This window comes from Pedobacter sp. UYP1 (genome assembly GCF_040547305.1).
GTDB lineage: Bacteria > Bacteroidota > Bacteroidia > Sphingobacteriales > Sphingobacteriaceae > Pedobacter.
Genome location: NZ_JBEPPL010000012.1, coordinates 170,587 through 185,726 on the forward strand (window position 1 = coordinate 170,587; position 15,140 = coordinate 185,726).

The following is a 15,140-nucleotide window of genomic DNA, read 5'->3' on the forward strand; positions in this document are numbered from 1 at the left end:
TATAGTGGCTTTCGGCCAAAGGTATTTTGCATTACCAGTGGCCTATTAAGCTGTAGTATAAAGTGTTTCCAATAATGTTACCAGCAAGAGTTGCCTCATATAATATTTTATTATGATACAATGAGACCAGGGATAAGGCATATTATTTCAACCAGTTAATTCTTGGCTTAAAGCTTCTGACATTTTTTTTTCAAAATCTTGGATTATGCTATGTTCAGGCAGATCATCGATTATACTTAAATCAGGAATTAGTTCCCTGGGAGAAATGTTAAAGTGCTCTGCCAGGAGATTAATATGTTTAAGGTTGTACTTCGCATTTGCCTTTCGGTTTTCAATATTTCCAATAAATGATTTACTGACATTAAGGATTCTTGCTAAATCCTCCTGGCTTGTTTTTGTAGTTACTCTAAGTCTTCTTACAAAGTCAATTGTATATTGTTCAAACGGTGTGACTCCAAGCTTAATTTTCATCATAGTAACAACAAGCGTTTTATATAAATTTAATTTCCGGTTTTTTATAAACATTTGAGATAAGAAATAGTTGTTATTTATTTTTATTTCTGTTAATCAAATCGTTTTTAACCTGGCTTTATAATATTAATGTTTTGATTTGCTTCCATATTTCCAATACGTAGTTAACTCATTTCATGAGGCTAAATGCCTGTATCTTAAGTTTGTAAAACTGTCTTCTGGATCGTAACGGTGATTTGACGGTAGACTTAAGAAGTAACCTTGCTTCAGAGTCAAGTGCTAAGCTTGTTTATGAGCACTTGATGAAGTTAATTGAAGATCCATATGTAAAGGATACATTGGCTTTCCTGCTGAACCAGATGGAATTGTAAGTTGGAGTAATTATACCGAAAAGATTGTAAAAAGCTCCGTCAGGGGCTCTATTTTAAGATGATATTAGGTGCAAACTTTTTTTTTGTAAAAATGTTCTACCAATTAATATAACTTAACGAATGATGCTTGAAAATATTTATTTGGAGAGATTGAGCGAAATGTTTGTTGCCGAAAAGAGGTACATTCTTTGTTTGAAAAAACTTTCGGCAGCGGCATTAACAGATGAGTTGCGCAAAGGACTGTTACCAGATTCTTCTGATCAGCCTATGCATATTGACCGTTTAAAACTATGCTTTGAAATACAAAATGCAAAAAAGGTTGGGATTATTTCACCGCTTGATGCGTGCTTTTTTGAATATAGTGAGGACGTGGTTAAAGGAAAAGTCCCTTCATTGGAGAAAGATATTTCTCTCCTCCATATTTCCCAACAGATTTTCCAGCGAAAAATTCAGGGTTATAACATTCTGCAGCAAATGGCGAAAGCTTTAGGCCTGGAACAAGCTATTCCATTGCTGGAGCAATGCTTTAAGGATGACCAGAATGCCTATAATTATCTGGTACAGATTTCGCAAAACATTATCTATCCTAAAGCAGTAATCGTAATTACAATATAATTGACGATGTCAGATTAACTTTCTCTCCACAAATCATTGAATTTAATGCATCGGTAAAGATCGTAAGCCAGATTAAAATTTATGTCAATGGAAGTGTCAGGCTAAAAATGAAGAAAAAATATAAGGTTTTAAGGTTGATACTAGGTGATCAGCTTAATAGCACGCATTCGTGGTTCAATCAACAAGATGGATCGGTTTTGTATGTGCTAATGGAACTACGCACAGAAACTGATTATGTTTGGCACCATATCCAAAAAGTGTGTGCATTTTTTGCTGCAATGGAGGGTTTCGCCGAGACATTAAATAATAATGGTCACGATACTTTATATATTAAAATTGATGCCCCATCAAACAAACAAAGCTTTGCGGCGAATTGCGATACATTGATCAAAAAATATTCCATTGAACATTTTGACTATCAGTTGCCCGACGAATACAGGCTCGATAAAGAGTTGAAAAGCTATTGTAGTAAACTGAGTATCCCCAGTAAAGTTTACGATACTGAGCATTTTTATACGACTAGGGAAGAACTGGGACAATTTTTTTTCGGTAAAAAAGGCCTGCTCATGGAGAACTTTTATCGGGAAATGCGTAAGAAACATGAAGTGTTAATGGCTGGCAAAGAACCAGTTGGGGGAAAATGGAATTTTGACGAAGAGAATCGGAGTAAGCTGCCAAAAAATCACAAACCTTATACACCTTTATTATTTGACAATAACGTGAAGTCGTCATATGACCGAATCAAAGCAGCGGGGATTAAAACTATTGGAAGTGTAATTGCTGAACATTTCTACTGGCCCATTAACCGGAAACAGGCATTGGAGCTTTTAAGTTTTTTTACTGAACATTGTCTCCCCCTCTTTGGTACTTTTCAGGACGCAATGCACACGCATGAATGGTCAGTTTATCACTCCCGTTTATCTTTTGCGATGAATATAAAAATGCTTTCTCCAAAAGAAGTGATTACAGCTGTACTTATGAAATGGGAGCAGGATAAAAAAACGATTTCTATCAATCAAGTGGAAGGTTTTATCAGGCAGATTCTAGGCTGGCGTGAATATATGCGCGGTATTTATTGGTTAAAGATGCCAGAGTTTGAAACTTTGAATTATTTTAATCATCGCAGAAAACTACCAGATTGGTATTGGACAGGAAATACAAAGATGAACTGCCTGAAGCATAGTATTGATCAGTCTCTCAAACATGCTTATGCACACCACATCCAGCGACTTATGATCACTGGTAACTTTGCTTTACTGGCGGGTATTAAACCTGATGATGTCGACTTCTGGTACCTCGGAATTTACATTGATGCGATTCAATGGGTTGAGATAACAAATACCAGGGGAATGAGCCAATTTGCCGACGGTGGAATTATTGGGTCAAAACCTTACGCTGCTAGTGCGAACTATATTCATAAACAGAGTAATTATTGTGATAATTGCTTTTATAACTATAAAACGAAGACCGAAAAAAACTCTTGTCCTTTTAACAGTCTCTATTGGGATTTTCATGACCGCCACCGGGCTCAGCTAAATCTTAACTATAGGCTTTCTATGGTTTACCGGCTATGGGACAAAATGCTCCCCGGCGATAGGGAAGCAATTTTGCTGCGTGCGGATTTCTGTCTGAACAATTTAGATAAGTTATAATCATGGGTTAAACTGTACTTAAAGTTGCAGGTCTATAGCTGATTAAAAAATTAATCCACTTTTTGTTGTCCGATATTGTCAATCGAATACTGAATATCTATTTTCTGATCTATATAAAAGTATGTAATTGTACTAAAAAAATGTTATATATCAATTTTTAGCAAACAAATAGTGGTATTTTGAACTTATTGGTGTATAATTGTACTAAATAATTTGAGACGATGTATTACGATTTGATAGGTGAGGTAATTGAGCTAATTAAAATTTATGAAAAGGAAACTGATCATAAAAGTCAGGATGGACACTTATTTGCGAATTGGATGAACGAGCATTATAAAAAAAATGGTTACCAAAGTACTTCAGAGCCAGAATGGGAGGGAAAGTCAAATGGACGTTCAGCTGATAGTGTGATTAACACTTCGTTAGTACATCTTTATCGGTATGCCAAACTAAATGCAAAAGCAGCAATAGCTAATACATCTTTTTCTACTCCTGATGAATTTATTTATTTAATCAGCCTGGTTTCATTTGGTAGTATGACTAAAACGGCCCTTGTCAAATTAAATGTTCATGAGAAGTCTGCAGGAATACAGATCGTAAATAGATTGATCAATAATGGATTTGTTGAACAGGCCGCCCTGGATAGCGATAAAAGAAATAGAATGATTCATATTACTTCAAAAGGAACTCAAGTTCTGAATGAAAGTATGCAGAATATTAAAAAAGCCTCAAGCGATGTGACTGAGCCACTATCACACCTTGAAAAATTGGATCTGATCAGGTTGCTGACTAAACTTGAAAGCTTTCATGAATCGAAAACAAGAATAATTTCTTAAGAAACTATGAAAGAAATATTTGATAATTTATCGGACGAGTTTAGTAAAATGATTACTAAACGTTACAGTACCAGTTTTTCATTGGGTATTTACTTTTTAGATGAAAAGATCCGTCAGCCTATTTATTCTATTTATGGTTTTGTACGGCTGGCAGATGAGATTGTTGATAGCTTTCACGAGTTTGATAAAGACATTTTACTAGCTAAGTTTAAAAGGGATTGCTTTGAAGCTATTGCTGATGGAATCAGTTTGAATCCGGTACTAAATTCTTTCCAGCAAGTGGTAAACAAATATCATATTGAGAAAGAGCTTATTGAACTATTTATTCAGAGCATGGAAATGGATCTCAAACAGGAATATTATACGGTTGAAAAATACGATCAGTATATTCTGGGCTCTGCTCAGGTGGTAGGTTTAATGTGTTTGCAAGTCTTTACAGAAGGGGATAAAACAGCCTATGAAAAACTGAAGAATCCGGCAATGAAATTGGGTGCTGCATTTCAAAAGATAAATTTTCTCAGAGATGTAAATGCGGACTATTACACATTAAGCCGCAATTATTTTCCAAATGTGGATCTGGCCACCTTTTCTAATATTGAAAAATCAATGATAGAAGACGATATCGAAGAGGACTTCAAATTGGCATTAGATGGAATCCGGCAGTTGCCTGCATCTGCCAGAAACGGTGTTTATCTTGCCTATGTATATTATAAAAAGTTATTCAACAAGATTAAAAACAGTCCTGCTGAAAAAGTAATGACCGAAAGAATCCGTATTTCCAATGCCCGTAAGTTTGGGTTGATGTTCGACTCAATAATCCGATACAAGACCAATACGATATAACAGCCTTTTTGTACAGCATCTTAAATATAGGATCATGAATTTTCATAAAAAAAATATCCTTGTTGTCGGTGGCAGCTCTGGGATAGGTTTATCACTGGTTAAGCTACTTCATCAGCAAAATGCAAATATATATGTGATTTCAAGGTCCATAGCTGAAGATTGGCCAGCAGAGGTTCAATATCTTCAGGCGGATGTGACCGGGGACCTTAATGCTGTTAATGGTTTTTTGCCAACAGAGTTGCATGGACTGGTTTATTCGGTTGGCAGCATTACCCTTAAACCTTTCAATAGACTTACGGAAGACGATTTCTTAAATGACTACCGGATTAATGTTTTAGGGGCCGCACGTATAATCCAGGAATCTGTTAAACAGTTAAAAAACGCCGGCGCTGCATCGATAGTTTTGATTAGCTCTGTCGCCGCTAAAACAGGGATGCCTTATCATGCGAGTATCGCAGCTGCAAAAGCTGCTGTAGAAGGATTAGCACTATCATTGGCTGCTGAATTTGCAATTCAACAGATACGTGTTAATGTTGTCGCACCATCTCTTACGAATACGCCACTGGCACAAAATCTACTAGGTACGCCCGAAAAACGAGAAGCTTCCGCTAAACGGCATCCTTTAGGAAAGATTGGACAGCCGGAAGATATAAGCAATTTAATCGCTTTTTTATTAGCAGAGGAGAGCGGTTGGATGACGGGGCAGGTAATTGGGGTAGATGGCGGTTTAGGAAAATTGAAAACAAGTTAACATGGAAAGACTTCAGCGTGATCAGATTTATCAATTAGAAAAGCAATACAGGATAAGCCTGATCAATAGCTTAGTTGGATACAAATCTCTAAACCTTTTAGGAACCATCAGTAATGAAGGGATTACTAATTTATGTATCATTAGTTCCGCATTTCACCTGGGTGCTAATCCACCACTTCTGGGTTTGGTAATACGGCCAGAACGCGCGCACAATGACACCCTCACAAATATTAAATCAACAGGACAATATACATTAAATAATGTATTACCAGATTGGTATATGCAGGCACACCAGACCAGTGCTTCTTATCCCGCTGGTGTATCTGAATTTGACGCCTGTGGATTGAAAAAATTGTACGTTGATGGTTTTAAAGCACCTTTTGTTCAACAGTCTACTATTCGTATTGGTTTGGAACTAAGAGAGGTCGTCGATATAGAAATTAACAGTACAACTATTCTGATTGGAGAAATTGTTCAGATACTGGCCGATGATAAAATGATTGCAACAGATGGTGCGATTGACCACGTTAAAGCGAAGACAATGACTGTTGCTGGGTTGGATTCCTATTTTCTTCCTGAGTTTATTGGGCGTTTGGCTTATGCAAAGCCAGGGATTGAAACCCACGAATTAAACAAATCGTAATGTCAAATATATAACTGACAAAAATAGTATAAGCTGAACATTTCCTGTAAAAACCACTAAATAATAGAAAAATGTAATTAATAGTTTCATATTTTTTTATTTTTGGATGAAGTGAAATTAGTATTACAGTGGTTGAATGTTAGTGTATATGGAAATTAAAAACTTAGAAAATATTGAGCTTGAAAAATTGGTGTCTGTTATCAATTTATCATTTTCGGATTATATCGTACCGCTGCAAATGTCTTTGGAGCTATTGAAATCAAAAATTGTAGCAGAGGATATTCAACTTAAATTATCAACTGGAGTATTTGATGGAGATAAAATGGTGGGTTGTATGCTCCATGGATTAAGAGATAGCGACCAGGGAACATTGGTATATAATGCCGCTACAGGAGTGATTCCAGACTATAGGGGGAGAGGATTAGTGCGTGAAATGTATATTTATTTACTCCCTGAATTGAAAAAATTACAGGTAAAGAAGATGCTGCTGGAAGTGATCACAGAAAATCATTCTGCAATAAAAGCATATGAGAAAATGGGATATACTGTTACCAGAAAAATGGACTGTTATGCAGGGAAACTTGATATCAAAAAACACACTTCAATAATTGCATTGAAGAAAATTGACAGCTTTAACTGGGCCGGATTCTTCTCTTTTTGGGACATTATTCCATCGTGGCAAAACGCTGGCCAGTCATTGGAAAATAGTAAAGAACACTGTCACATTATCGGAGCTTATAACAATGATCTATTGGTAGGATATGCCATACTTAATCCAGCATCAAGAAAGATAAATCAGTTCGCAGTTGCCGGAGCCTATAGGCGTAAGGGTATTGGTAGTCAAATATTTTCCTATATCAATGAATTCGTTAAACAGCAAGATGTCTACGTTTATAATGTAGATCATACTTCTGTTGCCACTATGGAATTTCTGAAAAGTCTGGGGCTTCGTGAAAAAATAGCACAGTTTGAAATGGACCGTCTGGTAGAGGATAAATAAGGGTATTTTTGCCTTTGCACATTTATTAGCATACTTTAGTGTTTTTTATAAATAATGAATTTAACAGACAGTCCGCTGCTCAAGGCCATAGTTGATAGTGCCCCAATAGGGTTGTGTATACTTAATACAGATGGACTTGTAGCAGAAATAGTTAACGATAAGTTTCTGGAGATTGCCGGGAAAGAGAAAAATGCTATCCTTGGAAAGTCTTTCTGGGAACCATTTGCAGAGGTTAGAGCATATTATGAGGAGGCTCTTTCGCAGGTAGTTGCTACGGGAAAATCTTATTATGCAGACGAGGTCAGCCTGATGCTGGTACGTCATGGCAAGGAGGAAAAGATCTATGTAACTTTTGTTTATGCCCCCGTGCCCGACGAAAATGCCACCATCAGCAAGGTAGCTGTCTGGGTGCTGGAGAATACTACTCAAGTGCGTAATAGAGAAAAGATTTCTGCTGCCCGTGAAGCGGCTGAAAGGGAGCGCGATCGTCTATATGAATCTATCAGCCAGGCGCCTGCGGGAATTGCCGTACTTTCTGGAGAAGACTTTGTCATTGAGCTTGTAAATGCGAAGTATCAACAACTGCTGCCAGGAAGAGATCTTCTGAGCCGGCCGTTCTTTCAGGCGTTACCAGAACTGGTGGAGACAGAAATTGCCGGGGTGTTAAGAGAAGTCTACCGTACAGGTAAACCTGCTGAATTCCAGGAACAGCTGGTCTCAATTTCAAAGACTGAGAATGGGCCGACTATTGACCGGTACTTTACTTTTAACTATGTCCCAAGATTTAACCAGGAGGGTGAGGTAGACGGAATCTTTAATTTTGCGATTGAGGTAACTCATACGCTGCAGAGCAGATTAAAGTCTGATCAGGCCACTGATAACCTTGAAAAGATATTGAATATGTTGCCTGCTTCGGTCGTGGTGATTCGTGGGCAAGAGCTTGTAGTGGAGATGATCAATGATACTAATCTGTGTTACTGGGAAAAATCCCGGGAGGAAGTGATTGGAAAGCCATTTCTACAGATATTACCAGATCTTGCCGATCAGCCTTTTGCCGGGCAGCTGCGCCGGGTAATGGAAACGGGAGAGGTGCTCGATGTAAAAGAAAGCCAGGTGCTGTTTACGATGAATGATGGAACAATACGGGAAACCTATGTTGACTATACTTATCAGCCGCTTTCGGATCTGGAGGGCAATAGAAATGGTGTACTTGTGATGTCCTTTGAGATTACTGAAAGGGTACTTTCAAGACGATTATTGGAAAAATATGCGGAGGAAGTAGCTTCAGCGAATAATCAACTTTCTATTTCAAATAATAAGCTGGCGAAGAGCGAGGCGCGTTTTAAATTCCTTATCCAGGAGGCGCCGGTTGCGATCGGGGTATTACATGGCAGGGACTTGTTAGTGGAAACGGCAAATCAAAAGGTTTTGCAGGTTTGGGGAAAGACAAATCAAATTGTCGGCCTTCCGCTTGCCCTGGCACTTCCTGAACTGGAAGGACAGCCCTTTCTGGGGATATTAGATAAGGTATATACATCCGGGGATGCTTTTTATGCCAATGAAATCATGGCGATGCTGGAGCATGACGGGATATTAAAAGAGATATTCTTTAATGTAGTTTACCAGCCAGTTGCTGGTTTAGATGGGGCAGTTTCGGATATCCTTGTAGTCGCAGTAGATGTGACCGAGCAAGTGAATTCCAGAAAACTGGTGGAGGAGAGTGAGCAGCATTTCAGAAGGTTGGCTGATTTGGTGCCTGCGAAGATTTCCAATGCGCTTCCCAATGGGGAAGTAACGTTCTTTAATAAACAATGGGTGGATTTTGCGGGGATGAGTTTTGAGGATCTTCGGGATTTTGGCTATCGCCAGATGATGCATCCTGACGAAATTCCAGCTTTCCATGCAGGACTTACAGAGGCGTCTGAAAAAGGTGTTCCTCATGTTTCTGAGATGCGTTTCAAGAATATTGACGGAGATTATATCTGGCACCTTAACGTAGCTTCGCCCATATTAGACGATCAGGGAAAGATAGTTATGTGGGTAGGCTCTACGACCGATATCCAGTCGCTAAAAGAGGAAGAACAGCGCAAGAGCGACTTTGTGAGCATGCTTAGCCATGAGCTCAAAACCCCGGTGACCTCTATCAAGGGGCATGTGCAATTACTGTTGAGGTTGCTTACCAGGGAAACTGGCCCGGAGTTTTTGGGTAAGCTGAATTCTTCTTTATCGCGGATGGATGTATTGCTGTTGCAATTGACCGGACTTATAGGCGATATGCTCGACCTGAGCCGGATTGATGCAGGCAGGATGGATTTGAAAAAGGATCGCTTTTTTATTGATGGTTTGGTTACCGAGGTGGTCGAAGATTTCCGTTTAAGTCATCAGCAGCATTTCTTTCATTTAGCTGTTGGTACAGGTATCGAGGTTATCGCCGATAGAGATCGACTTAGTCAGGTGCTAATCAATTTGATTGCTAATGCCATTAAGTATTCACCTTCCAGCAAAATTGTCGATATTTCAGTAACCCTTGAAGAAGATGAAGTGCTGCTAGCTGTCAAAGATTACGGCATTGGGATCGAGGAAAAAGATCAAAAAAAGGTATTTGACCGTTTCTTTAGAGTAGAGGGGCATAATGAAAAATATTACAGTGGTTTTGGGATAGGACTATTCTTGGTTCATAATATTGTATCAAGACATGGGGGGAGGATTTCTGTGGAAAGCCGGCGGGACAAAGGATCATTGTTTACTGTGCATCTTCCAACCTGATAATAGAGTTGTTATTGTCGATAACAAACAGATTAACTAATTTAAATTAATGATACCATGGTTGAAAACAATAAAGAAATTTTAAGAAAAGCAAACGAGGCTGTCACCAGCGGAGATAATGAAGGGTTTCTTGCATTTTGTACGGATGATACGGTATGGACATTTGTAGGTGAACAAACGTTGACAGGAAAAGAAGCCGTCCGGCAATATATGTTAAAAGAATACATTGAGCCTCCGAAGTTTAAAGTCGACCACTTAATTGGCGATGGAGATTTTGTTTCAGCAGTAGGGGAAATCAGCCTGAAAGATAAAAATGGAAAAACGGCTCATTATTCATACTGCGACGTCTGGAAATTTCGCGATGGAAAAATGGCCGGATTAAAGGCTTTTGTGATCAAAGCAGATTAAATGTAAAGCATAAAAGAAAGCCCCTTTTGAGGCTATTCTTTTGATAATCCAGTCTGTGTAAACTGCGCTATGAATTTCTTAATTGATTCATCAGAAGGGGAGGAAAAATCTTTTATCCCTTCGAGTGCCTCATGTCCTAATAAGTTTGCTCTTGCCCGCATTTGATTTTCATATGCTGCAATGGCAGCTTCTATATTTTGAAATTCGCCACTGGTCAAACACTCACTTAAATCCAGGGCATCAAGCATGGCCGTATTAACACCCTCACCAGAAGGGGGCATTAAATGCGCTGCATCTCCAATAAGTGTGAGGTTCGGTTTTGCATCCCAATGCTGATCTAAAGGAAAATAATTCAGGGGTCTTGGAACAAAATGATTACATGCTTTAAAAAGTGTAAAAAATATTGGATCCCATCCTTCGTAGTAGTTCACTAAGTAAGCATAAACTTTTTCGCTGTCATTAAAATCTATACCGCCGGTCCTGATCCAATCTTCTGGATAAAGAGAGGAAGCATAAAACGTGAGCCCCCCATCACCTCTTGGTTGTGCAGCGATAGTTTTTCCGGTGCCCATCGCAATAAGATTGGCATTGTCAACTAAAGCATAGATTTCAGGACATTCCTTTTCAGGATAATCTATTTCACCCTGGATAATGGTTGCGCCGGAATACAGCGCTTTAATGTCTGTTACATAAGGACGGATTTTTGAGCGATACCCTTCTGCTCCGATCACAAGGTCTGCGGTCGCGGTTGTGCCATTTTTAAATTGGAGTTCCCAGGCATTATTTACTTGTACCATGCGCTCAAATTGACTATCCCAGACAACTGTATCCGGCAGAAGAGCAGCTATTAAAATGTTTCTTAGCGCACCTCTGTCAATCTCTGGTCTAAAATATTCGTCGCCAAAACTTTCATCAGAACTTTGATCATGCTCATCTGCGAGAATCTTCGCTTCCTTGTCAACTACACGAAACTTATCAGCCCCAGGCATGTAATTAGCTTTGAAAGCATCCATCAAATCTGCGGCTTCCATAACTTTAAGACCAGATTCAAAGTGTAAGTCGACAATTGCACCTTGCACACGTGCTTCGTTGTTGAAATCCCTTTCATAAACTTTCACATTTGCTCCTTTAAGCTGTAAAAGCCTGGCTAATGTTAAGCCGGCCGGGCCACCACCTACGATTGCTATTTCCTTATTTTGTAATAGATTTATTGCTTCCATTTCTTTATCATTTTTCTTGAGACAAAGGAACATCTAATACACAGCGCAAGCAATGCCAATACGCAGTGAGTATAGGACTAATCGAAGTTCTTAGTCCGAAAAATTACGGGCGTCATCCCGGTAACTTTCACAAAGAACCGGATAAAATAAGAATAATCATCATAGCCAAGCTCACCTGCAATTTCTTTTATTGATTTATTAGAATGGTAGAGCAGGCGTTTGGCTTCTAAAATAATACGCTGTTGTATATGGTGTGAAACGGAATGCCCAGTTGCTTTTTTTACACATTCATTCAAATAAGGAGTAGATATATTCAGGCATTTCGCATAGGCCATTGGACTTTTTATCTTCGTAAAATCATGTTCTAATGTGGATTTGAATGATTTAGTAATTATTTCGAAGCGTGAATAATTATCAATGGCTTTAGACTGCGCTAAATACTGGGATATAATTAATGTGACTAAGGTGTTACAACCTTCTTTTAGAATGGAGTCGAATAGCTTTTCGTATTTCCTTTCAGAAAATTGTATGCAGAGCGCAGCTGTTTCTGAAATGATAGAAAATGTCTCCGCTTTTAGAGCCAAAGCACTAACGGGGGTAAGATTGGTGAGTAACACCAGGTTTTCCTGATACAGGTTTTCGCTGGTGATTATCCAACTGGTGGTTGTTGCATTTTCAAATGCGATTACGCGATGTATTTGATCAGGATGTACGTAGATAATAGAGGGTGCTTCTATACGATGTTTTTGAAAGTCAATTTCAATATGGGTCGTTCCTTTCTCCTGTAATATAAATAGATGCCCATTGTCACGATGTGGACGCTCGACTTCTTTAATATCAGGGGGGCCATTGAAAAATTTTCTTCCAATAAATATTCCTTCTCTAACTCCAGAAGGCAATGTATTTACATGAATGTGATTGCTTTTTTTTGGCATCGTAAGCTATAAAGATAACTTTTTATGTATAATTGAATATTAATCTCTGCTCAATTTATGTTCGTTAGAAAAATATACTACTTAATTTTATTTTCTGTATGCTTCTTTTGTTGCATTACTTTGCACGCGCAAAAGCGAGATACTGTGAGTAGTTCTATTGCAAAAGACAGTTTAAAACTTGATTTTGTGGAGAAAATGCAAGCATTTGCAAAACGGTCGTCAAAGAAAAGTGCGGAAGAATTTGATGCTGATAAAGCGTCCATTAATCAAATTAAGACCTTCGATGAATTAAGGCACACTATGCAAAAAGCCAAAATTTATCTTAAAAGCAAGCTTGATACACCGGGAACCAAATTGGTACTTCAGGAAATTGAACAGGATTTTGTCGTTGCCGGAGATGGGGTCTTTACCAATAAAGGAACAGCTCAGACCTTTCGTAATTTAACGGCTACCTCAAAAATATTGTCAGAATTGCTTAATGAAGCAAATACCAGGAAAGTTAATTTAGATGTCCGTCAGCAAGATCTAAACAATTTTAGATATCAACTGGATTCTTTGTTAAGTGTTCCTGCACTGTTTAAGTTTCCAAAGGATTCAACAACGTTGAGTAAATATTTGCAAAAGATAAGGGTTATTGCCTACGAAACGACTCCTGTAGATAGCTCATTGAAACTGGCGGCCAACAATATTCAAAGCTTACTCAATCAAGTTAACCTGACTGTTTTTAAACTGCAGAGCAGCCTGGAAGAAATCGAATCTTACCAGAAAGATATGGTCGATCATACTTTTAAAAAAGAGTTTGATAGTATTTTAGGGCCGGAGGGATTTTACCGCCCATTTGGAGAAATACTTGATTTCTCTAAAACAAAAGGTTTACTCACGCTTAGTTTTTATGCTGAAAATAACGCTGGTAAATTTATCCTGTTGATCTTACTTATTTTACTTCCTTTATTTATTTGCGCTCTTTGAAGAATATTTACATTGAAGGCAATCTGTTGAAACCTGATTTTGAAGGTCAGTTGGTTATCAGGTATCCAATGCTTTCAGCATTGTTGATTGTTATTAGCTTATTTCAGTTTGGCTTTCTATCACCTCCTTTCATTCTAAATGTTATTTTTTGGTCTATATGCTGTATTTGTCTGACCATTATTTTTAAAACTTATATAAGCAAATACTGGATGCGTGTATGGTTAGTTATGGTGATCCTGTTTATGTTGGCTGCCATTAGTAACTTGATACTTCAGGCCTCAAGAATCGAACGTTGGATGATGCTTTTTGTTTCGATATTTGGAACTATAGCAGGCTTAATTATCTTATTGAAAGGACGTCGGGACGAACTTAGGGAAAAATGGATTATCTGGTCAATCGCTTTTATGGTTTTATTGGAACTTATATCAGTTCTGGCAAATACCTTTGGAAGGTACAATATAGCAAAGGCGTTTTTTATCAGCGGTTACTTGAATGTTATTATAGCCATCCTTTTTCTTTGGACAGTGCGGTTGATTAATGAGGGCCTGGTTCTTGCATTTAATGTATATTCTGGTCAGGATAAGAAGCTCTTTTATCTTAATTTCGAGAAGGTAGGCAGGAAAGCGCCTTTATTATTCTACTTATTGCTTATCGTAGGTTGGGGTGTATTATTTGGGCGTAATTTTCCTGCATTTGACTACTTATCCAAGCCGCTTTTATTTTTTTTCAGCGAAGAACGTACACTTGGCAGTTACACATTTAGCATTAATAATATGCTTTTGTTTGTGGTGATCATGGGTATTTCGGTTGTCATTTCTAAGATTGTTTCTTTTTTTGCTTCGGATAGACATCTTCGTTTCAGTAAAGATAGCAAGGATAGCTATGAGGGGATAGGTAGCTGGTTATTACTCGTTCGTATTTCTATTCTCAGTATCGGTTTGTTTCTGGCTATTGCCGCAGCAGGAATTCCAATGGATAGGGTAACTATAATTTTGGGCGCCCTTGGTGTTGGTATAGGTTTTGGTCTGCAAACACTTGTTAATAATTTGGTTAGCGGACTTATTATTGCATTTGAAAAGCCTGTGAATGTGGGAGATATTGTTGATGTTGATGGGCAGGGGGGTACTATGAAATCTATTGGATTCCGAAGCAGTGTTATTTCAACCTGGGATGGTGCAGATGTAGTTATGCCTAATGGTGACCTGCTTAATACACATTTGGTCAATTGGTCACTTGGTGGAAACCGTAAACGCGCATCTATTTTGATTGGTATTGCTTATGATTCTGATCTTGAAAAAAGCAGGCAACTAGTAACAGATATTTTAAATAATGAACAAAGGATCAATAAGAACCCAGGCCCTATTGTCCAATATGAACAATTTAATCATAGTTCAATTGATCTGAGAATATATTTCTGGACAAAACGCATTGGAGATATATATGTTACGAAAAGCGATCTTATAATTAAAATTGTTACGGAATTTAAGGCAAATGGTATTTCAATACCATTTCCTCAGCAAGATATTCATATTCATCATTCAGATCATTCAGAAGAACATAAAGATTAGTTTGGAATGCAAAGGAACCATTCGTTTTTTAATTTCAGCCTAAGTCCACAGCAGATGTAACAATTTTTTCCTATCCTATTCTAAATAAGATT

Annotated in this window: 15 protein-coding genes; 12 read left to right on the plus strand and 3 right to left on the minus strand. The window is 38.1% G+C overall.

The features are described 5' to 3' along the window. Positions 1-147: 147 nt before the first annotated feature. Positions 148-474, minus strand: a complete 327-nt coding sequence (locus ABIB30_RS20555) for a helix-turn-helix domain-containing protein (protein WP_354304918.1) — start codon at positions 472-474, stop codon at positions 148-150. 233 nt (positions 475-707) lie between these two features. Between ABIB30_RS20555 and ABIB30_RS20560 the strand changes: the two genes are divergently transcribed. From ABIB30_RS20560 to ABIB30_RS20605, 10 genes are all read left to right on the plus strand, one after another. Continuing rightward, positions 708-842, plus strand: a complete 135-nt coding sequence (locus tag ABIB30_RS20560; RefSeq protein ID WP_354304919.1) for a manganese catalase family protein — start codon at positions 708-710, stop codon at positions 840-842. A 120-nt stretch (positions 843-962) separates the two neighbouring features. Then, positions 963-1,457: a DUF892 family protein gene (locus tag ABIB30_RS20565; protein WP_354304920.1), complete on the plus strand. Its 495-nt coding sequence runs from the start codon at positions 963-965 to the stop codon at positions 1,455-1,457. Positions 1,458-1,564: 107 nt separating this feature from the next. Next, positions 1,565-3,109 carry a cryptochrome/photolyase family protein gene (locus ABIB30_RS20570; protein WP_354304921.1) on the plus strand — a complete coding sequence of 515 codons (1,545 nt, stop codon included), beginning with the start codon at positions 1,565-1,567 and terminating at the stop codon, positions 3,107-3,109. 221 nt (positions 3,110-3,330) lie between these two features. Next, complete coding sequence (locus ABIB30_RS20575; RefSeq protein WP_354304922.1) at positions 3,331-3,945, plus strand: MarR family winged helix-turn-helix transcriptional regulator; 615 nt, start codon at positions 3,331-3,333, stop codon at positions 3,943-3,945. A gap of 6 nt (positions 3,946-3,951) precedes the next feature. Next, positions 3,952-4,788, plus strand: a complete 837-nt coding sequence (locus ABIB30_RS20580) for a phytoene/squalene synthase family protein (RefSeq protein WP_354304923.1) — start codon at positions 3,952-3,954, stop codon at positions 4,786-4,788. 34 nt (positions 4,789-4,822) lie between these two features. Continuing rightward, positions 4,823-5,539: an SDR family NAD(P)-dependent oxidoreductase gene (locus ABIB30_RS20585; protein ID WP_354304924.1), complete on the plus strand. Its 717-nt coding sequence runs from the start codon at positions 4,823-4,825 to the stop codon at positions 5,537-5,539. Position 5,540: 1 nt separating this feature from the next. Further along, a complete protein-coding gene (locus ABIB30_RS20590; RefSeq protein ID WP_354304925.1) occupies positions 5,541-6,182 on the plus strand; it encodes a flavin reductase family protein in 642 nt (213 codons plus the stop codon). 148 nt (positions 6,183-6,330) lie between these two features. Next, entirely contained in the window at positions 6,331-7,182 is an 852-nt protein-coding gene (locus ABIB30_RS20595) for a GNAT family N-acetyltransferase (RefSeq protein ID WP_354304926.1), read from the plus strand. Positions 7,183-7,236: 54 nt separating this feature from the next. Continuing rightward, positions 7,237-9,948, plus strand: a complete 2,712-nt coding sequence (locus ABIB30_RS20600) for a PAS domain-containing protein (RefSeq protein ID WP_354304927.1) — start codon at positions 7,237-7,239, stop codon at positions 9,946-9,948. A 57-nt stretch (positions 9,949-10,005) separates the two neighbouring features. After that, a complete protein-coding gene (locus tag ABIB30_RS20605; RefSeq protein ID WP_354304928.1) occupies positions 10,006-10,356 on the plus strand; it encodes a nuclear transport factor 2 family protein in 351 nt (116 codons plus the stop codon). Between the two features lie 32 nt (positions 10,357-10,388). Here the strand turns inward: ABIB30_RS20605 and ABIB30_RS20610 are convergent, their stop codons facing one another. Together ABIB30_RS20610 and ABIB30_RS20615 are read right to left on the minus strand one after the other, a co-directional pair. After that, positions 10,389-11,576 (minus strand): FAD-dependent oxidoreductase, encoded by a 1,188-nt coding sequence (locus ABIB30_RS20610; protein ID WP_354304929.1) that lies wholly within the window; start codon positions 11,574-11,576, stop codon positions 10,389-10,391. Positions 11,577-11,653: 77 nt separating this feature from the next. Further along, positions 11,654-12,511 (minus strand): helix-turn-helix domain-containing protein, encoded by an 858-nt coding sequence (locus ABIB30_RS20615; protein WP_354304930.1) that lies wholly within the window; start codon positions 12,509-12,511, stop codon positions 11,654-11,656. Between the two features lie 144 nt (positions 12,512-12,655). Between ABIB30_RS20615 and ABIB30_RS20620 the strand changes: the two genes are divergently transcribed. Together ABIB30_RS20620 and ABIB30_RS20625 are read left to right on the plus strand one after the other, a co-directional pair. After that, positions 12,656-13,480 (plus strand): hypothetical protein, encoded by an 825-nt coding sequence (locus ABIB30_RS20620; RefSeq protein WP_354304931.1) that lies wholly within the window; start codon positions 12,656-12,658, stop codon positions 13,478-13,480. Next, entirely contained in the window at positions 13,477-15,048 is a 1,572-nt protein-coding gene (locus ABIB30_RS20625; protein WP_354304932.1) for a mechanosensitive ion channel family protein, read from the plus strand. The genes ABIB30_RS20620 and ABIB30_RS20625 overlap by 4 nt, the downstream gene beginning before the upstream one ends. Positions 15,049-15,140 lie beyond the last annotated feature (92 nt).